Source organism: Sphingomonas limnosediminicola, assembly GCF_039537965.1.
GTDB classification, from domain to species: domain Bacteria; phylum Pseudomonadota; class Alphaproteobacteria; order Sphingomonadales; family Sphingomonadaceae; genus Sphingomicrobium; species Sphingomicrobium limnosediminicola.
Window position 1 is genome coordinate 2772673 of sequence record NZ_BAABBM010000001.1, and the last position, 20284, is coordinate 2792956.

A 20284-nucleotide genomic window follows, 5' to 3' on the forward strand; every position below is an offset into this window, starting at 1 on the left:
CGTGTCTGTGTCGAAGCTCAGGCTAGCTTGGGAGGTGGCGTGGCAATCTCCAGCAATATGCCATGCAATGTCTGCGCGGGCACCGGTGAAACGAGCTGATGATCCTTGAAGTGCGTCTCATCTCTCGCCAGCTCCTGCGCAGGCAATGTCGATCCGCACACCATTGAGCACGTTGCCAAGCCATCATTGTGTCGATGGCCGTTCGATTGCGCCGGGCATTGTCCCGTGGGAGTTCCGGCCATCATGGTATGAAGATGGGCGACAGGCGCAGATGCCGCAGCGGGCTGCATGCCAACTGGCATCAGCAACACCGCTAGGAGCACCAGCAGTCTACCAAGGATGCTCATTGGCTCTATCTACGCCTCACGGGCAATGGTCACAATCACTTCCGTCCGAGTGGGCCGAGGATATTGTAGACGATTGCGAGTACCGCGCCCGAGAGTCCTCCGAAGAGGAAGGACCAGCACAAACCTGGCGCTAACGCCGCGTCGGAACTGATCTCGGCAGGCGTGAACAGGCGGATGTAAGCGTGTGTTGGGCTAGAGAAGGGAACGAGTGTTCCCAACCAACAAAGGGCGAACACGACCGCTGCTGTGATTGCACCAGTAAGTGCGAGACGCAGGACATCTAGCCTGTGCGTGGTGATCGACTGAGTAGCCATCATCTTGCTCCTTCAGTTGGCAACCTTACGCGTCGACAGGGCGGCTGGTTTGCCTTCCAGCCCACCAATGATGGGGCAGTCCGGACGGTCATCGCCGTGGCAACTTGCCGCGAGGTGCTGGAGCGACCGCCGCATCTCATGAAGCAGCAGTTCTTTCCGCTTGAGTTCCGCAACCCGAGCGAGAGCCAAAGCCTTAACATCCGCGCTCGCCCGGCTGCGGTCCTGCCACAGCTCCAAAAGCCGTTGGATTTCCTCCACAGCGAACCCGAGGTCACGAGCGCGGCCAATGAACCGCAACGTGTGCAGGTCCCGCTCGTCATAGTCGCGATAACCGGAGTCTCGCCTAGCCGCGGCCGGGATGAGACCAATCTTTTCATAGTGGCGGATCATGCGTTCGCTGATGCCGCTCGCGGCTGACGCCTCACCGATCTTCATAGCCGCACGCCATTGAGCCGCAGCGAGTTCCCAACCACGCTAACCGAGCTCAGCGCCATCGCAGCCCCCGCGATGATGGGCGATAGGAGTATGCCGAACCAAGGGTAGAGGATGCCCGCTGCGATGGGCACGCCGGCCGCATTGTAGACGAACGACAGGAACAGGTTCTCGCGGATGTTGCGCATTACCGCTCGACTCAATCGACGCGCGCGAACGATGCCAGTTAGGTCTCCTCTTACCAGCGTCACCGCCGCGCTTTCCATCGCCACGTCAGTTCCGGTTCCCATGGCGATCCCCACGTCTGCTGCGGCGAGCGCGGGCGCATCGTTGATGCCGTCACCAGCCATGGCCACGCGACGTCCCTCGCGACGGAGTTGAGCGACCTTGGCTTGCTTCTCTTCGGGAAGCACCTCGGCGATCACTTCGTCGATGCCAAGTTTCTTCGCGACCGCTACGGCTGTCTGCCTGTTGTCCCCGGTGAGCATGACGACGCGGATGCCTTCTTTGTGGAGTTGGGCAATCGCGCCTGCTGCACTTTCCTTGATGGGGTCCGCCACGACAAGTAGCCCAGCCAGCTTGCCGTCGACTGCTGCGAACATCACGCCCTGTCCTTGACTGCGATAGCGGTCCGCTTCGCTCTGCAGGGGGGTTGGGTCGGCACCTACGCTGGCCAACATCGCAGCATTGCCCAAAGCCACCTTGTGTTCCTCGACGGTCCCCGAAACCCCGCGCCCGGTGTGCGACTGGAAGTCCGTCGTGGCAGGCACACCCAGGCCGCGTTCCAGCGCGCCTTCCACAATAGCTGCGGCAAGCGGGTGCTCGCTGCCACGTTCGAGTGCAGCGGAGAGTCGTACCAGCTCATCTGCGCTGATCCCCCCTTGAGGTATCACCTCGACCAGCTTTGGCTTGCCGAGCGTGAGCGTGCCGGTCTTATCGCAAACCAGGGTGTCGATCTTCTCGGTCAGCTCAAGCGCTTCGGCATTCTTCACGAGTACGCCTGCGCTCGCACCGCGACCCGTTCCGACCATGATGGACATAGGTGTGGCGAGACCGAGAGCGCACGGGCACGCTATGATGAGAACGGCGATAGCGTTCACGAGAGCGTGGCTCAGACGCGGCTCCGGCCCGAACAGCGCCCACACCCCGAACGTGACAATGGCCGTCATCACCACGGCCGGCACGAAGAAGGCCGAGACCTTGTCAGCGAGCTTCTGGATGGGCGCACGGGAGCGCTGAGCATCCGCTACCATGCGGACGATCTGGGAAAGCACCGTGTCCCTGCCGACGCGCGTAGCGCGCACAAGCAACATGCCCGTACCGTTCACGGTTGCGCCAATGACCTTGTCGCCGGTCCCTTTTTCCACCGGCACCGGTTCGCCACTAATCATGGACTCGTCGACGGGACTTCGGCCTTCCACGACCTCACCGTCCACCGGCAACTTCTCACCCGGTCGCACGCGCAGAAGGTCTCCGACATGTACGTCATTCAGCGGGACGTCCGTCTCGCTGCCATCCGCATCAACTCGACGCGCCGTTTTGGGAGCGAGGCCAAGCAGCGCTCGGATTGCCTTGCCGGTAGCCGAACGTGCCCGCAGCTCCAGCACCTGACCAAGAAGGACCAGGGTGGTTATGATGGCAGCGGATTCGAAGTACACCGCGACCATTCCACCCATCGTCCTGAAGGAATTCGGAAAGGCCTGAGGGAAGAGGGCTGCAACCAGACTGTATCCGTAGGCGACACCGACGCCGAGCCCGATTAGCGTGAACATGTTGAGGTTCCGCGTCCTGAGCGATGCCCAGAAGCGGTCGAAGAATGGCCACCCGCCCCACAGCACGACTGGCGTGGAAAGGGCGAGTTGCGCCCACATTGACACGCGCATCGGGAGCGGTTCCCAGCCGAACAACTCGGACCCCATCGCAAGCACCAGCAGCGGAACCGAGAGTGCGGCGCTCACCCAGAAGCGCCGAGTCATGTCGACGAGCTCAGGGTTCGGCCCCTCGTCCAACGTGGGCTCGAGCGGCTCTAGCGCCATCCCGCAGATTGGGCACTGACCGGGTCCGTTGCGTCTGACCTGCGGATGCATCGGGCAGGTCCAGACGCTGCCCGGTGGGGCTTCCAGGTGAACTTCGGGCGCTGCCGAATGATCGTGGCAGTGATGCCCGCAGTGGGCGTGTTCGTGCTCTTTTCGACTCATGATTAAAACGTTGTGCACCCTGACATGATGTCAAGGTCAAGCGCGCGATCTATGAGCGCAATCTAATGGCGGCTTTCCACCCGAAACCTGCCCTCGAACGAGGGCGATCGTCTGATTCACGGCTTCAGAGATTCGTTAGTGAGCGATGACCAACGATATGGGGCAATCCTTGAGTAGCGTACGTGTTACTCCGCCAAAGACATATTCCCCCACGCGCGTGTGGCTGTATCCGCCCATCACGACATAGGCCGCCCCAGCGCCTTTGGCTTCGGCGACGATCATGCCTGCGATCACGTCATGGCCGACGTCGCCCGTTGGCGAAGGTTCGACCATCAGTTCGGCATGGATTCCTTGACGCGAAAGATATTCGAGGAGTTTGGTCGCAGGGAAATCTTTCGGGCCTTGCTTGGTTTCCGGCACTTGGAGGACACGCACATTGCTCGCGAGCTTCAGCAGACCCACCGAGGCGCGAACTGCATTCGCACCTTCGACACTTCCGCTCCAGGCGATCAGCGCCAATCCGGTGGGATCGAACGCGTTGCCGTCCGAGCCGGGGATCAGAAGCGGCGTGCGGGAGCGGTGCAGCAGGTCGCCAAGAAACCCGACCGTGGGTCCGGCGAAGTCGCGGCGCACCGGCTGGCGCGATGAAATGAGGATATCGGAAAGAGAAGCGCGGCTGAGCAGGATCGAGGCGACATTGCCGGTGACGTTCTCATAGTCCCAGCTGACATCTTCGCGTTTGAAGCGCTTCGTCACCCGCAACTCGAGATCGGCATTGCGTTCATCGAGTTTGCGCATGACGTCTTGCATGACAAACACGCCGCCGAAATTCTCGTAGGCGACATAGGCTTCTATCGGCGTAACGTGCAGGCACGAAACATGCGCCGAAGCCGCGCGAGCGAGTGTGAGTGCTGTCTCGATCCGCTGGTCGTGGAACTCATCGTCGAGGACGTGGAGAAGGATTGTTTTAATGCCGGAATCAGGAGGGGTTTGAGCCTTCACCGGCTGGCCCTCGTGTTCCATCACTAGTTGTCGCTGAGACATTGTGCCCTCCGTAGGTCGAGATGACGGCATCACTCGTCCTTTCGACGGCCAACCAGAATCAGGAGTATCCCTTAATCCGGATGCACAGTAGCGAGACTAGGTGACGGCGATGGCCGATCGGGCACTGCTCTCTGGTTTGACAAGCGAAGAGGCTGCGAAGCGGTTGGCCGAATTCGGCCCAAATGCGATCGCGCGGCAGGAACGCAGGAGCGTAGGCAGAATTGCCCGTGAGACGCTTCGCGAGCCGATGTTCCTTTTGCTCGTGGCCGCGGCGGGCCTCTACCTCATCTTTGGTGATCTCGCGGAGGGCATTTTCCTGTCTGCCGGCGCTCTGCTCTCACTCTCTTTGGTGGTGGCGCAGGAAGCCCGCAGCGAGCGAGCACTTGCGGCATTGAACGCCCTCGCGGAGCCGAGAGCGCGGGTGATGAGAGACTCCGTGCTTGTTACGATTGCAGCCACGCAATTGGTGCCGGGTGACATCGTTCTGATTGACGAAGGCGGACGCATTCCAGCCGATGGATTACTGATCGAAGGGAACGCGCTGGAGGTCGACGAATCCACCCTGACGGGTGAAGCCGCGGCATGCACTAAGATAGCCGCAAGCGCCGATCAAAATCCGACAGAATCGGACAGCTCCAAGGTATTTGCCTCAACGCTCGTGCTGCGTGGCCAGGCACTCGCGCAGGTCACGAGCACGGGGATGGCCACCCGCATCGGTCAAATCGGAGCCGCGCTCCAGAATATCCAGGAACAACCGACCCTGGTTCAACGGAACGTACGATGGCTCATCAGCCGTCTGGGTGTTCTCGCATTGCTGTTCTGCGTCGTGGTCGCGGTCACCTACGGCTTGGTACGTCACGACTGGTTTCAAGGTGCGCTCAGCGGGCTGACGCTTGCGATCTCGCTGATCCCTGAAGAATTTCCGATGGTGCTCGTGATATTCATGGCGCTGGGCGCCTGGAGAATGGCGAAGCACAACGTCTTGGTGAGGCGCTCAGCTGTCATTGAAACGTTAGGAGCGACGACTGTCTTGTGCGCTGACAAGACCGGCACAATTACTCAGAACCGGATGGCTCTCCGCACAATCTGGCGATCCGGTCAGGGCCATGAGCTGTCCGACGAGCTTCTGGACGAGCCTCGGACTGTCATTGAGGCGGCGCAGCTTGCATCGGCAGTCCAGCCGCACGATCCGATGGACGTTGCGGTTCATGCGGCTGCAGGCCCCCGTTCAGGCGTCGACCTGGTCCGTTCCTATCCACTCAGCCCCCAGTTCCTCGCAGTCGTTCAGGTCTGGAGGACCGACACTAAGGGTCAGCTCGTTTACGCGGCGAAAGGTGCTCCCGAAACCATCCTCGACCTGTGTCGGCTGGACGAGGGTACCCGCACCAAAGCGGAGCAGGCCATCCACGATATGGCAAGCAGTGGAATGCGCGTGCTTGGCGTCGCAACGGCAAGGACGGATAAAGCTGCCGAGCGGAAGCCGAGGGAAGTCGATTACCAGTTCGAAGGGCTGCTTGGGTTCGAAGATCCGGTGCGATCGGACGTGCCTCCGGCGCTTCGTCTAGCCCGACAGGCGGGCGTTACCGTGGCTATGATTACCGGTGACTACCCGGCCACCGCGCTCGCCGCTGCTCGCGAGGCGGGCATCGATACGGCCGCAGGCGTGCTGAGCGGCTCGGAAGCTGAGACTGCGCCAGACATTTCGCGATTCAGGATTTTCGCGCGGGTGATGCCGGAGCAGAAGCTGATGCTCGTTCGCCGGCTTCAGAGAGCAGGCCACGTCGTCGCGATGACCGGCGATGGGGTGAACGACGCGCCGGCGCTCGCCGCAGCGGACGTCGGCATCGCGATGGGTCAGCGAGGAACCGATGTCGCGCGCGAAGCGGCCGACCTCATCGTTCTTGACGACCGGTTTGCCTCCGTCATCATCGGAATTGGATTGGGCCGGCGGATCTTCACCAATCTCCGGCGTGCCATGATCTACATCACAGCCATCCATATCCCGGTCGCAGGACTGGCCTTGTTGCCGCTCCTGCTCGGGCTTCCACCGATATTGTATCCTATGCACCTAGTGCTTCTTGAGCTCATTATCGACCCTCTCTGTTCTATCGTGTTTGAGGCGGAGCCGAGCGAAGGTAGTGCGATGACGAGACCGCCGCGCAACGCCCGTGAGCCGCTTTTCGGATCGGCGCAAATCGCGATGGCCGCCCTACAAGGCGCGATTCTGTTGGTCGGTATCCTTGTTTTCTATCTTTGGATGAGCCGCACGGGTGCCGAACCAGGTGAGGCTCGCGCAGCTTCATTCGTCGCGCTCGTCGCGGGTCATCTGGCGCTCGCACCAGCGGTTCTCGCCACGGATGCCCGCACAGCGCCACGTCATCATCGATGGACGTTGTGGCTTATAACGGCAGGCACGTCGCTGCTTTTGCTGCTGATGCTGGCGGTGCCAGAACTGCGTGAGATTATGCGCTTTTCGGTGCCGACGGCGCGTCAGCTAGGCGTGGGTCTTGCAGTTGGTATCGCCGCGGGCGGCTGGTCTGCTGCCCGAATCTTCTTCAGGTCGGGGCAAGCGACGACGGCGAACCCTGGACGATACACGGCCACGATTGGCTGATCGGCGCACTGCGGATCCATCGCTAGGTAACTGCCCCTATTCGGCAGTCGGGACTGCACGGGCTACAAGAACTCGCGGACCAGGAGATCGGAATGGCTGATCTCGTGAAGGGAGGAGCAAGCGGCGCAGCCGAATGGACAATGTGCACGTCTATCGCGTCGAGGGGCTCTCCAAGACCTACGGGCAGGGACCCACAGCCGTGCATGCGCTTCGCGGCGTCGATGTCGACATAGACGAAGGCCATATGATGGTGCTGCTCGGGCCTTCGGGCTCAGGCAAATCAACCTTCCTCAACATTTTGGGCGGCCTCGATCGTGCAACAGCGGGCCATGCGTGGTTCTATGATCTCGATCTCACGACCTGCAATGACGATGAGTTGACCCTCTACCGGCGTCAGAGCGTCGGCTTCGTCTTTCAATTCTATAACCTCATCGCGTCGCTCACAGCCCGGGAGAATGTCGCCCTCATCACAGAGATCAGCGACAAGCCGATGGAACCGGCCGAGGCGCTGGCGTTGGTGGGCTTGAAGGACCGCCTCGACCACTTCCCTGCCCAATTGTCGGGCGGCGAACAGCAACGCGTGGCAATTGCGCGGGCGATCGCCAAGAACCCCCGCGTGCTGCTCTGCGACGAGCCGACCGGTGCGCTCGACAGCGTCACCGGCGTGCAGGTGCTTGCGGCGCTGGACTCGATCAATCGCGAGCTCGGAACCACGGTCTTCATCATCACGCATAATGCAGTGGTTGCCGAGATGGCCGACGAGGTGGTCTCATTCGCAGACGGGCGCATTGTCAGCCAACGCCAGAACGCCAAGCGCAAGCCGCCGCTGGAGCTCAAGTGGTGAGAATGAAGCCGCTGACCATCAAGCTGTTCCGCGACCTGTGGCGGCTGCGTACGCAGTCGGTTGCGATAGCCATGGTGATCGCCGCCGGCGTCGCCATGGTCGTGATGTCTTTCGGGATGATCCGATCGCTCGAGGCGACGCGTGCCGCCTATTACGACCGCTACCGCTTTGCCGACATATTCGCGCCTGTTCGACGGGCGCCGGATTTGGTGATTGCCCAGATACGAGCCGTGCCCGGGGTTGCTTATGCCGAAGGGCGGGTCAGCGCGACCGCCATCCTCGACGTTCCTAGCGTTGCGGAGCCGGTGTCCGCGCGCATCCACTCGCTGCCGACGTTCGGCGGGTTAAACCTCCTCGTTCTGCGAAGCGGTCGCTTGCCCGCAGCCAACAGTCCCGACGAGGCCGTGGTCAACGAGGCCTTTGCACGGGCCGCGCGGCTGGAAATTGGCGAAACGTTCGGTGCGCTCCTCTACGGCAAGCAGGTACGGCTGCGACTCGTCGGCACCGTACTCTCGCCCGAATATGTCTATGCCGTGGCTCCCGGGCAGATCTTTCCAGACAACCGGCGCTACGGCGTAGTCTGGATGAACCGCGACCCTCTCGCAGGAGCGCTCGATCTTGAAGGCTCGTTCAACGAGGCGCTCGTCCGCATTGCGCCCAGAGGATCGCTGCCCGAAGTGATCCGCCGCATTGATCTACTGCTCGATCGCTACGGCGGGACCGGAGCATATGGCCGGGACTTGCAGATCTCGGACCGGTTCGTCTCGAATGAGATTGACCAGCTGTCCACGACCGTCGAACTCCTGCCGCCGATTTTCCTGGCCGTCGCCGCGTTCCTTCTGAACATCGTACTCGCGCGGCTCGTCGATACCGAGCGCGAGGTTATCGGGCTGATGAAGGCCTTCGGCTATTCGAACGTCGCCATCGTGGGGCATTATGCAGCGCTCGCGCTCCTGCTTTCCGCAGGCGGGCTTGTCCTCGGCAGCTTTTTAGGAACCTGGCTCGGCCACGCCCTAGCGACGATGTACCAGCAATATTTCGTGTTCCCGTTCTTGCAGTTCCGGGCGGGCGCCGACAGCTATCTCATCGCCCTTGCCGCGACCGTCGCGGCCGCGCTTATCGGATCGGCGATCTCGGTTCGCCGGGCGTCGCAGCTGACGCCGGCCGAAGCGATGCGGCCTCCTGCGCCGTCCGACTATTCCGGCCGGTGGATATCGGGTCTGACGAGGCGCCTCGGACCCGACGAACCCAGCCGCATCGTGCTTCGCAATCTTCTCCGCAGGCCGTTGCGGACGAGCCTGACGGTGCTTGGACTCTCGGCTGCGCTCGCCCTCTACATTGCGTCGGCAAGTTCGACCGACAATGTCGATAAGATGATCGACTTGGCATTCGGGCGTGCGGAGCGTGCCGATCTCGTGGTCACTTTTGCCGAACCAAGGGACGCTCGCGCGATCCATGAGCTCGCTCGCATTCCCGGTGTCATGCGCGTCGAGGCGTACCGGGCGGTGGGCGCAAAGCTGATTGCCGGCCATCAGATCGTCCGCGAAGGCCTGACAAGCAATAGTGCAGGTGCTGACCTCAGCCGTTTGGTCGACCTGAACGGGAGGCTTGTCGAGCCGCCGGCTGCCGGAGTGATCATTTCAAGCCGTTTGGCGAAGCAACTGCACGTGAACGCCGGGGAGACATTGCGCACTGAGATAGCGGAAGGCGAGCGACCTGCAGTCGATCTCAGTGTCTCCCAGGTAATTGATACTCCACTGGGCTCTTCCGCTCGGTTGGAGAGGTCAGCCCTGAACCGCATCATGCGGGAGGGAGATACGTCTTCCGGAGCCTATCTCGAAGTCGATCCCCTGTTCGCCGACCGCATCTATCGAGAGCTGAAAGAGACCCCACAGATCGCTTCGGTGACGTCGGAAGCTGCGATCATCGAGGGCGTGCGCGATACGGTTGCGCAGCAGATGGGCATCGTCACCCTCTTCAATACCGGCCTCGCAGCGCTGATCGTGCTTGGCGTCGTCTACAACAGCGCCCGGATCAGCCTGTCGGAGCAAGCTCGGGACCTTGCGTCAATGCGCGTGCTCGGCTTCCGGCGTGGAGAGACTGCATTTGTGCTGCTCGGCGAACTCGGCGTGCTCGTTCTCCTGTCGTTGCCGATTGGAATTCTGTTCGGAATTTGGCTCGCTCGCTATGTCACGGAGCAGTTCAGCGCCGATCTCTACACCATTCCCTTCGGCATCCACGCCGCGACTCTTGCCGAGGGTGTGTTGGTGGTTATGGCCGCCGCTGTGGCGACCGCTCTCTTGATCCGCATCCGCGTCGATAAGCTCGATCTCGTGCAAGCTTTGAAGACGCGCGAATGAAGCGCCCACTGATAACCGGGCCGCGTATTCTATTGGCACTGCTTTTGCTGGCGGTTGCGGCGGCGGTGACGTTCGCGCTGCACAAGCCGCCCGTCGCGGTGGAAATTGCCGAGGTGTCAAAAGGACCGCTGACCGTCACGGTCGATGATCTCGGCGAAACTCGCGTGCGCGATCTATTTGTCGTCTCGGCGCCCGTGACCGGCCGCCTGCTTCGCGTTCCGCTGAAACCCGGGACGGCCGTCACTCCGCGCGCCACGGTTCTCGCGCGAATTCAGCCGATGCAACCCGCGCCGCTTGATGCGCGAGCCTATGCCCAGGCGCAGGCCGAAGTACGCTCGCTCGACGACCGCCTCGCCGCGGACCGCGAAAAGATTTCCGAGCTGCGCGCTGAGCTGGCGTTTGCAGAGCGCGATTTTGCCCGAACTTCCGATCTGTCGAGCCGGGGATTCATATCCAAGGCGAGCCTAGACCGCGCGCGAAGCGCGCGCGACCGTGGCCGCGCCGCCGTAGCGGAGGCGGTGCGGTCCGCAGAAGCGACGGCTCATAACCTGGAGGCAGCACGGGCCGCTCTGCTATCTTCTACATCAGCTTCCAATGGCGAGGCACCGGTCAACGTTACATCACCCGTAGCGGGTTACATTCTGCAGGTGCCGCAGGAGAGCGAGCGAACCGTCGCTGCTGGCACGCCGCTTGTCGAAATCGGCGATCCGAAGAAGCTCGAGATCGTGGCAGACCTGCTCTCTTCGGACGCAGTTCGCGTAAAGCCGGGAGCAGCCGTCTTGATCGAAGATTGGGGTGGCGAACGCGCGCTTAATGGGCGGGTTCGCCTCGTAGAGCCTTACGGCTTCACCAAGGTATCGGCCTTGGGTGTCGAGGAGCAGCGCGTCAATGTCGTCATCGATTTCATCGAACCGTTCGACGCAATCCAGCGCCTTGGCCACGGCTATCGTGCGACCGTGCGCATCGTCACTTGGTCCGCGCCAAACATCCTCAAGGTCCCGATTAGCGCCTTGTTCCGGTCGGGAGGCGAGTGGAGCGTGTTCACGGTCGATTCTGAGGGCCGAGCGCGCCTCAAGAAGGTCATGGTCGGGCACATGAACGATAGCTCGGCCGAGGTCCTCGGCGGACTCAGCGCCGGAGAGAAAGTCTTGCTCCATCCAAGCGACAAGGTCCGCGATGGCATCAAAGTCGCTCAGCGAACCTAGGGACGGCGGGGCTTGTTAGAGAGCAAACGCACCAGCTGGTGCGATACTGGTGGAACCGGTCTGAGTCGCTGTTCGCAGTGGACACTAGTCTGATCGAAGATTGGCTCGCTCGGCTTTTGAAGAAGCTCGGCTAGTCGTATTTTTCCGCAGCTGTTAAAAGCTCGCGTGATACTAAGCGGTTCTATTCGTAATGCGATCAGGACGCTCTCTTCATGTGGAGAAAGCGCTCGTCAAAGTCCGCGATCTCCCTAAGACGCTCCCAGTCAGGAACCGTGATCATACGGCCAGAGCGGCGAATGGCCCCATCGGTCGTCAGCTGTCTCAAGATGCGATTGATGTGAATAGGCGTGAGTCCAGTGGCATCGGCCAACTGCTCTTGCGTAAATGGCAACTCGAATAGACTCGTCTCTATTTGTTGAGCCTTCGCTCGAACCAATAGCTCGCAGAGGAGATGCGCGACCCGACGCCGGGCGTCCCGTCGACCGACATTGACAACCCATTCGCGGGCAACGGACGCATCCGCGAGCAGCGTTCGCTCGATCGCCTGGCCCAGTTCGCGCCGATCATGCAGCAATGACTTGATCGCCTCGGTACGGACGCACGCGATCATGCCAGTTACCGCCATCTGCACACTGAAGTCGGCTTCGTCGAGAAATAGGCATTCGAAATCGAGCGGATCCCCCGGAAGGCTGAACGCCATGATCTGGCGCGTTCCCTCGCTCGTATGCTTTTGTCGCTGAGCAAACCCTGCGAGCAACACCGAAACTTCGTTTGGCCTGTCGCCTTCGCGCACGACATAGGAGAGCTTCGGGCGCTCAGCCACACGCCAAGGAAGTGCCTGGACCGCCTCAGCGCTTTCGTGGTTAAGACCGCCATGAAAACGTAGCCGGCGAATGAATGACGAGATTCTTCTGTCTGTCATCGGGGCGGTCGCAATGACGAAAATCCGGCACGTTGCACGCAGCCCGCTTATCACAGAATGTAATGAGCAACCGATACGAGGTTATACTTATCGTAGTGAACCTAGGTTAAGGTCATCAATTCGCAGGAAGTGCGAATCATTGAGCAGGGCGAGGTCCATGCCGCTTTACTTTTTCCATCTGAGGGACGGCGAGGACACCCTGATCGACGGCGAAGGATTGGAGCTTGGCGGCATCGAGGCTGCGAAGGCCACAGCACTGCTGCAAGCGCGCGAAATCATCAGCCACGATGCCCTCGAAGGAGCCATCAACCTGGCTCAGCGGATTGACGTGCTCGACGAAGCAGGTGCGATAATTTGTTCGATGGGCTTCGAGGACGCTGTGCACGTTCGCCGATAGTGCCGCCGCAGCTGGATATTCGGACTAGGCTTTTGTCGCCACTGCCCGGGACCGCGTATATCTGGACTAGATTGAACGCGGGCGACGATTGATTGGCGGTTCGTGCTGAACGACGGCGCGGAGTTCACTGGCCCGGAGTGCGTAACGATATGCCAACTCAAAATGTGACGCTTTGGCACGCCTGTTTTTAGCCTTCCTGCCCGCTTGCATCTCTTCGTCATAACGCCGGTCAGTGTAGGTCAGTTCGTCGAGCGACTCTTTACGATAGGGGCGCGTGCGAACATTCCACTGCCATGTTGAATGTGCCGTAGCGAACAAAGCCTGTTGCCGATGCGAAGCTGATTGTTCGAGGTCTTCCGAGGTTGTTCGAGTGGCAGTGGCGGCACCTCCCGGAAAGGCCATCATCTCCTCCTGAACTCGGCTATTGAACCAAGCCCGATCATGCCTTGACCACCGGGCCAATGCACTAAGCAATTCTCCGGACGTTGGTGCATCTGCCTGTCAGGGGTCTTGAGACATTCTCGGGTCAGGAGCCTGCTGAAGCCTCGCTTCGAGTGTTTCCGTGATTGGCTCCTCAGAAGCGGCTGCACCCGAGAATGCGGCATCGTATCAAATACTCTGTACTATCCTCGCCAGCTTCTCCCGCGCGTTTTTTCGGTGCCGACAATTTACTTCAGGAAGTGTCCCGTCCGCGACCGCCACGGGATTGGCTGCACGGCAGGTACGCATTCTTACGAATGGTTCGGATCAGCATTCAGGATCACATCGCCTCCCAGTAAAGGAGCGATAGATGGCTACCCGACCGGAAGAGCTGCCGTTTGACGAACCGTCCGGCCTCCCATCGCCGGAGCCGAGTCCGTTTACCGAGCCTTGTCCTCCCGAGAGACCGCAGCCGGCCCGGGAGCCAACAGCGCCGACGTACCCTCCCGAATGCCCCGACGAACCGGACTGACCATGGGTAATCTCGACCGGAGTGCTATCGAGTTCGGGCGGCCAGGGATTTGCTACTCGCCCGCATGAAGGCAATGCTGAGATCACCATCCTCACCAAGTCCCTCGCCCGACTTAGCCGGCCGTCCCCTGAGGCGGACGCATGCGCTTACGCACGGCCGAATTCGCCAACAACTGTGTGGTGCCTGAAGTGGCGGACCTCCCCAGTCCGGCTCCAGACGTCAAAATGCGCGCGATGCAGCTCGATTCCCCCGGCTCTCCACTCCGGTCTATCGAACGGACGCTTCCCAAACCGTCGGGGCAGGACCTGCTCGTCAGCGTGCGCGCCTGCGGTGTCTGCCGTACTGATCTTCATGTCGTCGACGGCGACCTTCGTGGGCGGCTCCCAATCGTCCCTGGCCATGAGATTGTCGGTTCAGTGATTGCCGTCGGAAGTTTAGTCGAGGGTTTCGAAGTCGGCGACCGCGTTGGCATCCCATGGCTTGGCGGGGCGTGCGGAACGTGTTCTTATTGCCGTTCGGGCCGTGAGAACCTGTGTGACAATCCCGTTTTCACCGGCTTTACGCGAGATGGCGGCTTTGCCACCCATTGCCTGGCCGATGCACGCTTTTGCCTGCCGCTCCCCGCATCTTTCTCGGACGTCGAGGCCGCCCCTTTGCTGTGTGCTGGCCTGATCGGTTATCGTTCGCTTAGGGCAGCCGGGGAGGGTAGTCCGCTCGGACTCTATGGGTTCGGTGCTGCGGCACATATCGTCGCGCAGGTTGCGGCCTTCGAAGATCGACAGGTCTATGCCTTCACGCGGGCGGGTGACGAAGCCGGGCAGACGTTCGCCCGCTCGCTTGGATGTAGCTGGACCGGCAGTTCGGAGGAGGCGCCGCCCGAGCCCATGGCCGCCGCAATCATCTTCGCACCGGTTGGCGATCTCGTCCCACAGGCACTACGGCACGTCCGCAAGGGTGGGCGCGTCGTATGCGCGGGGATTCACATGAGCGACATCCCGGCCTTTCCCTACGAGCAGTTGTGGGGAGAGCGATCGATCGTGTCGGTCGCTAACCTAACACGGGCCGATGGACGGGAGTTTCTCGCGCTTGCCGAGCGAATCCCCATCAACACGGCGACAACGGCGTTTCCGCTTCCCGCGGCGAATGTTGCGCTGGAGAGGCTGCGCGCCGGAACAATCGAGGGAGCTGCAGTCCTCGTCCCGTGAGTTCAATCTAGCGAGAGAGCGGGGCGCCAGACAATGTTTCTAGGCGGCCGCGACCTTTCATTCACCCGATGATCGCGACTTTCTCAAGACAGGGTTTTTGGATCGGCCTTTGAGCAGCAAGCCCTGACAACGCGCCCGTCTCGGCCGCCGTCACGGACTTGAGGGTCCTTACGAAGCTGTCGGGATTGAGCGACATGGAATCGATCCCGCACCGGACCAGGAAATCCGCGAACTCGGGGTCATTGCTTGGCGCTTCGCCGCAAATTCCGATCTTGATACCCGCGGCGTGCGCGTCGGCAATGACCGAAGCGATCGACCGCGTGACGGCCTCATTTCGCTCGTCGAACAGCTTTGCGAGAATGTCGGAATCCCTGTCGACCCCCAACACGAGTTGCGTGAGGTCATTGGAGCCGATCGAGAATCCGTCAAAGCGGCTGGCGAATTCGCGGGCGAGGATTACGTTCGAGGGAATTTCGCACATCATGTAAACTTGGAGCCCCGCTTCGCCACGCCTGAGTCCTTCCTCGGCCATGACTTCAAGTACGCGGTCGGCTTCAGTCGGCGTCCGGCAGAAGGGGATCATGACGGCGATATTCTTGAAGCCAAGCATCTGCCGAGCCCGCTTCAGAGCCTCGCATTCGAGCGCGAAGCCGTCGCGGTAACGCTCATCATAATAGCGTGAAGCTCCCCGGAACCCGAGCATCGGATTTTCTTCGCCTGGCTCGAAGGTGGCTCCGCCGATCAGATGGGCATATTCGTTTGTTTTGAAATCGCTGAGGCGGACGATTGCAATTTCGGGATGGTAAGGCACTGCGAGCTTAGCGATGCCGCGCGCAAGATTGTCGACGAAGAATTCCCGCGGCGTCGCATAGCCTATGCTCAGCTCGGCAATCGTCTGACGGTCCTCATCGCTGATCCGCTCCGGATGGACGAGGGCCATTGGATGGACACGCAGTAGATTGCTGATGATGAACTCCATGCGCGCGAGACCCACGCCTCTGGCCGGCAACTGCCAAGACCGGAACGCCTGATCTGGATCGGCAAGGTTGACCATGAGCGCCGTTTTCGAAGTCGGCAGCTTTGCCGGATCGATTTCCTCCCGGGTGAAGTCGATGCGGCCCTTGTAGATCTTTCCCCTTTCACCTTCGGCGCAGGAAACGGTGATTTCCTGTCCGCTGTTGAGCATGCTGGCTGCACCTTCCACTCCGACGATTGCCGGGATGCCCAGCTCGCGGCTGATGATCGCCGCGTGGCTGGTTGTGCCACCATGCTCGGTGACGATCGCAGCTGCGCGCTTCATGATAGGCGTCCAGTCGGGGTCAGTCCGGCGCGTGACAAGGATCGATCCTTCCTTGAACCGTTCGATCTTGGCGGCGTTCGCAATCACACACGCCTCACCCGACGCAATCGAGGTGCCGACCGCCTGGCCCTCGAGCAAGCAGTTTCCCTTGGACCGTACCTTGTATTGGATCAGATGGCTGCCCGCACCCGATTGCACGGTCTCCGGACGCGCCTGGACCATGAACAACTCTCCGGTCACACCGTCCTTGGCCCACTCCATGTCCATGGGCCTGCCGTAATGCTCCTCGACGAGCAGCGCCCACCGGCTGAGCTCGGATAAGTCGGCGTCCGACAAGACCCAGGATTGCTGCTCGTCGACGAGGGTGTCGACCGTCTTTGTCCCGCCAGTCTTATCGAGAATGACCTTTAATTTTTTGCCGCCGCGGCGCTTCTCAATCAGCGGGAGAGATCCTGACGTCTTCATCAGCGGCTTGAACACTACGTATTTGTCAGGATCAACGGCGCCCTGGACGATCGCTTCGCCAAGTCCCCAGGCGGCGTTGATGACCACTACCCGTGGAAATCCGCTGTCGGGATCGAGCGAGAACATGACGCCGGACGATCCAATGTCGGACCTCACCATCTGCTGGACGCCGATCGACAAGGCAACCGCGAGATCGTCGATCCCCTTAGCCTGGCGATAAGCGATGGCTCGATCCGTGAAGAGCGAGGCATAGCAGCTGCGGCACGCGCCCAGCAGTTGCTCCTCGCCGACAACGTTAAGGTAGCTTTCCTGCTGCCCGGCAAAGCTCGCCTCGGGCAAGTCTTCCGCCGTCGCGCTGCTCCGCACCGCTACCGCCGGATTGGCCTCGCCGGTGGCCGCCCCGAGCTTGCGGTAAGCGCTGAGGATGTCAGCCGCGAGATCTGTGGGGATTGTTGCGTTTCCGACGAGCTCGCGGATTCTTGCGCCTGCAGCCGACAGGCTGGTCTCGGACTTTCTCAACGCGCTAAGCGCTCTAGCGATCGGATCCCGCAACTTGTTGGCGCTGATGAGGTCGCGATATCCCGCTGCCGATACGGCAAAGCCTCGCGGAACGCGGATTCCAACCGTCGACAAGGCGCGAATGAGCTCGCCCGACGACGCATTCTTTCCGCCGACGAGCGGAACCTCGCCCATGCCGACGTCGGCCAGGTTGAAGATGTATTCATTCATGGCTTCGCTCGTCCCGTTCGTGGAGGCCGTTGCGCCCCACCGGCTCGCTGTCGCTTCCGAAGCCTCTCCTACGCGCGCGCGATGCCAAGCGCCGTCCGTAACATCCCGTAGTGCTCTTCGAGACAGACATCCCCATTCACCGCCAAAGGAGGAACTGCCCATGGTCGTTGGCGAAAAACAGGTCGCGCTCGTCACTGGAGCCAGTTCGGGGATTGGTCGCGCGACGGCCCGCGCATTTGCGAAAGCCGGTTACACGACCGTGCTTGCCGACGTTCATGAGCAGGAAGGCTCCGACGCGGCCGCAGAATGCACGCGTGAGGGAGCGACCTGTCGCTTCATTCAGTGTGATGTTTCAAACGAAACGAGCGTCAAGAGCCTCATGTCCGAGATCGTCTCGAGCTTCGGCCGGCTTGACGCAGCCTTCAACAACGCCGGAATTGAAGGTGCCCAAGCTGCGACAGCTGAATGCGCAACAGACAATTTCGACCGCGTGGTCGGCGTGAACCTGCGTGGTGTCTTCTTTTGCATGCGTGAGGAGTTGCGGCAGATGGTGAAGCAGGACGGCGGCGGAGCGATCGTCAACTGCTCGTCAGTAGCCGGACTCGTTGGCTTCGCCGGTATCCCCGCTTATGTTGCCTCGAAGCATGGCGTGGTGGGGCTCACGCGCAATGCCGCTCTTGAATATGCGCAGCAGAAGATCCGTGTGAACGCTGTCTGCCCGGGAGCCATCGAGACGCCGATGCTGGAGCGATTGATGTCCGGCGGCGTACCGCGCGAGAGCGTCGTCGCGACGGAACCCGTCGGGCGCCTCGGCACGCCCGAGGAGATCGCCGCGGCTGTCCTATGGCTGTGCAACCCCGCCGCGAGTTTCGTCACCGGACAGGCGCTTGCGGTGGACGGAGGCTGGACGGCCAGATGATCCTATAAAGGAGTGCGCCGGCTCCCATGCAACAATCTAGATCGAAGGCGTTCCCTCAGAGTGCGGCGGCATTGAGATCGTAATATTTGCGAATCCGGAGCGAGGAAGCGCAACATGGGGAGTTTTCCATAGTCGGCGCCGCGGCACCGCTACGGATATTTCCGTAACGCGCCGAACGTGGCCAGCTGCAATTACTGGGCCTTCGACGGAGGACCCAATGAAAGTCAGAGATATCATGACGGCATCGGTGGACTCGATCGAATCCTCCGATACAATCGCTTACGCCGCGCTGCGCATGGCCGAAGACGATGTCGGCGCTTTGCCGATTCTGAGTTCCGGAGAACTGGTCGGGATCGTCACGGATCGCGACATTACGGTCCGCGGCGTTGCACTTGGCGTTAAGGCCGACACGCCAATTCACCGGATCATGACCGAAGAGGTCGCGACTTGTTCGCCCGACGACGATATCGAAACCGCGCTTCTCTTGATGGGGCGCGAGCAAATCCGCAGGATGCCGGTTTGCGATGACCGCAACCGACTGGTTGGAATCGTCGCCCTTTCCGATCTCGCTGACCACGACCCTGACAAGAAAGAGGTGACCGAGACTCTCGCAGACATATGCGAACCGAGCGGCATGCACTGCCAGGCGCCACTGTTCGCCGGCTGAGCGCGCTAAAGACTGGAGGCCGCCATGACGAGTACAGATCCTGCCCGGGTTGTCATCGGACCGCATAATCTGGAAGGTCTTCTTGGACGCCCCGCCAATCCTAAAGGCTTGATTATTTTCGCTCACGGCAGTGGCAGCGGACGTTTCAGCCCGCGCAACAATTACGTCGCGCGCCGACTTGAAGCAGCAGGATTTGCGACCTTGCTCCTGGATCTTCTCAGTCCCGAAGAAGAAGCTGACCGCCGCAATGTCTTCGACATCGAGCTGCTTGCATCTCGGGTGGTCGAGGCAACTGAATGGGCAAGAGCACACGCGCAGCTGGCGAAGCTCCCAATTGCATATTTCGGGGCGAGCACCGGTGGCGGGGCGGCGCTTGCAGCTGCCGCCATGAATCCCGCACACGTCTGCGCAGTAGTATCGAGAGGGGGTCGCCCAGACCTCGCCGGCGACGCACTCCCGGTTGTTGAAGCACCGACTCTGCTGCTGGTCGGAAGTCGGGACGAGCAAGTGATCGCGCTCAATCAGTGGGCGATGGATCGAATGAAGTGCACCGTGGAGTTGTGCATCGTGCCCGGTGCAACCCATCTGTTCGAAGAGCATGGGACGCTGGACTTTGTCGTTCAGATGGCGACCAATTGGTTCCAACGTTTCGCAAACTCCGGCGCGTCAGAGCTGGTCAAGTTGCCTTTTACGAACCGCAGGCAGGCGGGAAAGCTCTTGGGCCAAGAGCTCGTCAAGTTCGCGAAGGATCGTCCGCTCGTCCTTGCGCTGCCCCGCGGCGGTGTGCCGGTGGCTTACGAAGTCGCCACCAAGCTGAATGCCGATCTCGACGTGCTTCTGGTCAGGAAGATCGGTGCTCCGCATCATGCGGAATTTGGGATTGGTGCAGTGGTCGACGGCGAACATCCGCAGGTTCTCGTCAACCACGACATTGCGGAACAGCTCGGCGTTCCGACAGGGTACATCCACAACGAGGCCCACAGACAGCTTAGGGAAATCGAGCGCCGCCGCGAAGAATACCTCGGCGGGCGAAAGCCCACGCCCGTGACCGGACGCACGGTAATCGTGGTGGACGACGGAATTGCCACTGGTAACACGGTGCGCGCAGCCTTGCGCGCGATCCGTCAGAAGACGCCGGCGAAACTTATTCTTGCCGTGCCAGTGGCAGCGCCGGACACCATCCTGTCGCTTCAGGATGAATGCGACGAGGTGATCTGCCTGGTAACGCCCGATCCGTTTTATGCAGTCGGGGTTCACTACGAAGACTTCGACCAAACCTCTGACGAGGAGGTTCGCCAGCTGCTCGAGCGTCGCTTGGAGGCGACCAGCGAAACGGGCTGATCCGGACAATTGCGTATCAGGATTGGGAC

Annotated in this window: 17 protein-coding genes; 9 read left to right on the forward strand and 8 right to left on the reverse strand. The window is 61.1% G+C overall.

The window, feature by feature from the left end; all coding sequences use genetic code 11:
* Positions 1–17 precede the first annotated feature (17 nt).
* The 5 genes from ABD704_RS14290 to ABD704_RS14310 form a co-directional block, all read right to left on the reverse strand.
* Positions 18–347, reverse strand: a complete 330-nt coding sequence (locus ABD704_RS14290) for a hypothetical protein (protein WP_344700360.1) — start codon at positions 345–347, stop codon at positions 18–20.
* 35 nt (positions 348–382) lie between these two features.
* Positions 383–661 (reverse strand): hypothetical protein, encoded by a 279-nt coding sequence (locus ABD704_RS14295; RefSeq protein WP_344700361.1) that lies wholly within the window; start codon positions 659–661, stop codon positions 383–385.
* A 12-nt stretch (positions 662–673) separates the two neighbouring features.
* The gene (gene cueR, locus ABD704_RS14300; protein WP_344700362.1) at positions 674–1096 is read right to left on the reverse strand and encodes a Cu(I)-responsive transcriptional regulator; all 423 of its coding nucleotides are present in this window, start codon (positions 1094–1096) and stop codon (positions 674–676) included.
* A complete protein-coding gene (locus ABD704_RS14305; protein WP_344700363.1) occupies positions 1093–3291 on the reverse strand; it encodes a copper-transporting P-type ATPase in 2199 nt (732 codons plus the stop codon). The genes cueR and ABD704_RS14305 overlap by 4 nt, the downstream gene beginning before the upstream one ends.
* 135 nt (positions 3292–3426) lie before the next feature.
* The gene (locus ABD704_RS14310; RefSeq protein WP_344700365.1) at positions 3427–4335 is read right to left on the reverse strand and encodes a universal stress protein; all 909 of its coding nucleotides are present in this window, start codon (positions 4333–4335) and stop codon (positions 3427–3429) included.
* Positions 4336–4444: 109 nt separating this feature from the next.
* On the opposite strand from ABD704_RS14310, the gene ABD704_RS14315 reads away from it, so the two are divergent.
* From ABD704_RS14315 to ABD704_RS14330, 4 genes are all read left to right on the forward strand, one after another.
* Positions 4445–6949: a cation-translocating P-type ATPase gene (locus ABD704_RS14315; RefSeq protein ID WP_344700367.1), complete on the forward strand. Its 2505-nt coding sequence runs from the start codon at positions 4445–4447 to the stop codon at positions 6947–6949.
* A 133-nt stretch (positions 6950–7082) separates the two neighbouring features.
* Positions 7083–7793, forward strand: a complete 711-nt coding sequence (locus ABD704_RS14320) for an ABC transporter ATP-binding protein (protein ID WP_344700368.1) — start codon at positions 7083–7085, stop codon at positions 7791–7793.
* A gap of 2 nt (positions 7794–7795) precedes the next feature.
* The gene (locus ABD704_RS14325) at positions 7796–10153 is read left to right on the forward strand and encodes an ABC transporter permease (protein ID WP_344700370.1); all 2358 of its coding nucleotides are present in this window, start codon (positions 7796–7798) and stop codon (positions 10151–10153) included.
* Positions 10150–11358: an efflux RND transporter periplasmic adaptor subunit gene (locus tag ABD704_RS14330; RefSeq protein WP_344700372.1), complete on the forward strand. Its 1209-nt coding sequence runs from the start codon at positions 10150–10152 to the stop codon at positions 11356–11358. Before ABD704_RS14325 ends, ABD704_RS14330 begins: the two co-directional genes overlap by 4 nt.
* A 196-nt stretch (positions 11359–11554) precedes the next feature.
* Here the strand turns inward: ABD704_RS14330 and ABD704_RS14335 are convergent, their stop codons facing one another.
* The gene (locus ABD704_RS14335) at positions 11555–12151 is read right to left on the reverse strand and encodes a Crp/Fnr family transcriptional regulator (protein WP_344700373.1); all 597 of its coding nucleotides are present in this window, start codon (positions 12149–12151) and stop codon (positions 11555–11557) included.
* A gap of 286 nt (positions 12152–12437) precedes the next feature.
* Here ABD704_RS14335 and ABD704_RS14340 point away from each other — a divergent pair, with 286 nt between their 5' ends.
* A complete protein-coding gene (locus ABD704_RS14340) occupies positions 12438–12677 on the forward strand; it encodes a DUF6894 family protein (RefSeq protein ID WP_344700374.1) in 240 nt (79 codons plus the stop codon).
* Between the two features lie 66 nt (positions 12678–12743).
* On the opposite strand, the gene ABD704_RS14345 is transcribed toward ABD704_RS14340, so the two are convergent.
* Positions 12744–13079, reverse strand: a complete 336-nt coding sequence (locus ABD704_RS14345; RefSeq protein WP_344700375.1) for a hypothetical protein — start codon at positions 13077–13079, stop codon at positions 12744–12746.
* A 690-nt stretch (positions 13080–13769) separates the two neighbouring features.
* Here ABD704_RS14345 and ABD704_RS14350 point away from each other — a divergent pair.
* Complete coding sequence (locus tag ABD704_RS14350) at positions 13770–14834, forward strand: zinc-dependent alcohol dehydrogenase family protein (protein WP_425565439.1); 1065 nt, start codon at positions 13770–13772, stop codon at positions 14832–14834.
* Positions 14835–14895: 61 nt separating this feature from the next.
* Here the strand turns inward: ABD704_RS14350 and ppsA are convergent, their stop codons facing one another.
* Positions 14896–17328, reverse strand: a complete 2433-nt coding sequence (gene ppsA / locus ABD704_RS14355; RefSeq protein WP_344700376.1) for a phosphoenolpyruvate synthase — start codon at positions 17326–17328, stop codon at positions 14896–14898.
* Between the two features lie 160 nt (positions 17329–17488).
* On the opposite strand from ppsA, the gene ABD704_RS14360 reads away from it, so the two are divergent.
* The 3 genes from ABD704_RS14360 (at position 17489) to ABD704_RS14370 (ending at position 20255) form a co-directional block, all read left to right on the forward strand.
* On the forward strand, positions 17489–18247 hold the full coding sequence (locus ABD704_RS14360; RefSeq protein WP_344700378.1) for a glucose 1-dehydrogenase: 759 nt from the start codon (positions 17489–17491) through the stop codon (positions 18245–18247).
* Positions 18248–18464: 217 nt separating this feature from the next.
* On the forward strand, positions 18465–18914 hold the full coding sequence (locus tag ABD704_RS14365; protein ID WP_344700379.1) for a CBS domain-containing protein: 450 nt from the start codon (positions 18465–18467) through the stop codon (positions 18912–18914).
* 24 nt (positions 18915–18938) lie between these two features.
* Positions 18939–20255 (forward strand): phosphoribosyltransferase family protein, encoded by a 1317-nt coding sequence (locus ABD704_RS14370; RefSeq protein ID WP_344700380.1) that lies wholly within the window; start codon positions 18939–18941, stop codon positions 20253–20255.
* Positions 20256–20284: the final 29 nt, after the last annotated feature.

Excerpts from the sequence above, each read along its gene's own strand:
- ppsA (WP_344700376.1), bottom strand. The coding sequence starts at position 17,328 with ATGAATGAATACATCTTCAACCTGGCCGACGTCGGCATGGGCGAGGTT.
- ABD704_RS14315 (WP_344700367.1), top strand. The coding sequence starts at position 4,445 with ATGGCCGATCGGGCACTGCTCTCTGGTTTGACAAGCGAAGAGGCTGCG.
- ABD704_RS14340 (WP_344700374.1), top strand. The coding sequence starts at position 12,438 with ATGCCGCTTTACTTTTTCCATCTGAGGGACGGCGAGGACACCCTGATC.
- ABD704_RS14305 (WP_344700363.1), bottom strand. The coding sequence starts at position 3,291 with ATGAGTCGAAAAGAGCACGAACACGCCCACTGCGGGCATCACTGCCAC.
- ABD704_RS14320 (WP_344700368.1), top strand. The coding sequence starts at position 7,083 with ATGGACAATGTGCACGTCTATCGCGTCGAGGGGCTCTCCAAGACCTAC.
- ABD704_RS14325 (WP_344700370.1), top strand. The coding sequence starts at position 7,796 with ATGAAGCCGCTGACCATCAAGCTGTTCCGCGACCTGTGGCGGCTGCGT.
- ABD704_RS14370 (WP_344700380.1), top strand. The coding sequence starts at position 18,939 with ATGACGAGTACAGATCCTGCCCGGGTTGTCATCGGACCGCATAATCTG.
- ABD704_RS14350 (WP_425565439.1), top strand. The coding sequence starts at position 13,770 with ATGCGCTTACGCACGGCCGAATTCGCCAACAACTGTGTGGTGCCTGAA.
- ABD704_RS14330 (WP_344700372.1), top strand. The coding sequence starts at position 10,150 with ATGAAGCGCCCACTGATAACCGGGCCGCGTATTCTATTGGCACTGCTT.
- ABD704_RS14295 (WP_344700361.1), bottom strand. The coding sequence starts at position 661 with ATGGCTACTCAGTCGATCACCACGCACAGGCTAGATGTCCTGCGTCTC.
- ABD704_RS14290 (WP_344700360.1), bottom strand. The coding sequence starts at position 347 with ATGAGCATCCTTGGTAGACTGCTGGTGCTCCTAGCGGTGTTGCTGATG.
- ABD704_RS14345 (WP_344700375.1), bottom strand. The coding sequence starts at position 13,079 with ATGGCCTTTCCGGGAGGTGCCGCCACTGCCACTCGAACAACCTCGGAA.
- ABD704_RS14365 (WP_344700379.1), top strand. The coding sequence starts at position 18,465 with ATGAAAGTCAGAGATATCATGACGGCATCGGTGGACTCGATCGAATCC.
- ABD704_RS14310 (WP_344700365.1), bottom strand. The coding sequence starts at position 4,335 with ATGTCTCAGCGACAACTAGTGATGGAACACGAGGGCCAGCCGGTGAAG.
- cueR (WP_344700362.1), bottom strand. The coding sequence starts at position 1,096 with ATGAAGATCGGTGAGGCGTCAGCCGCGAGCGGCATCAGCGAACGCATG.
- ABD704_RS14360 (WP_344700378.1), top strand. The coding sequence starts at position 17,489 with ATGGTCGTTGGCGAAAAACAGGTCGCGCTCGTCACTGGAGCCAGTTCG.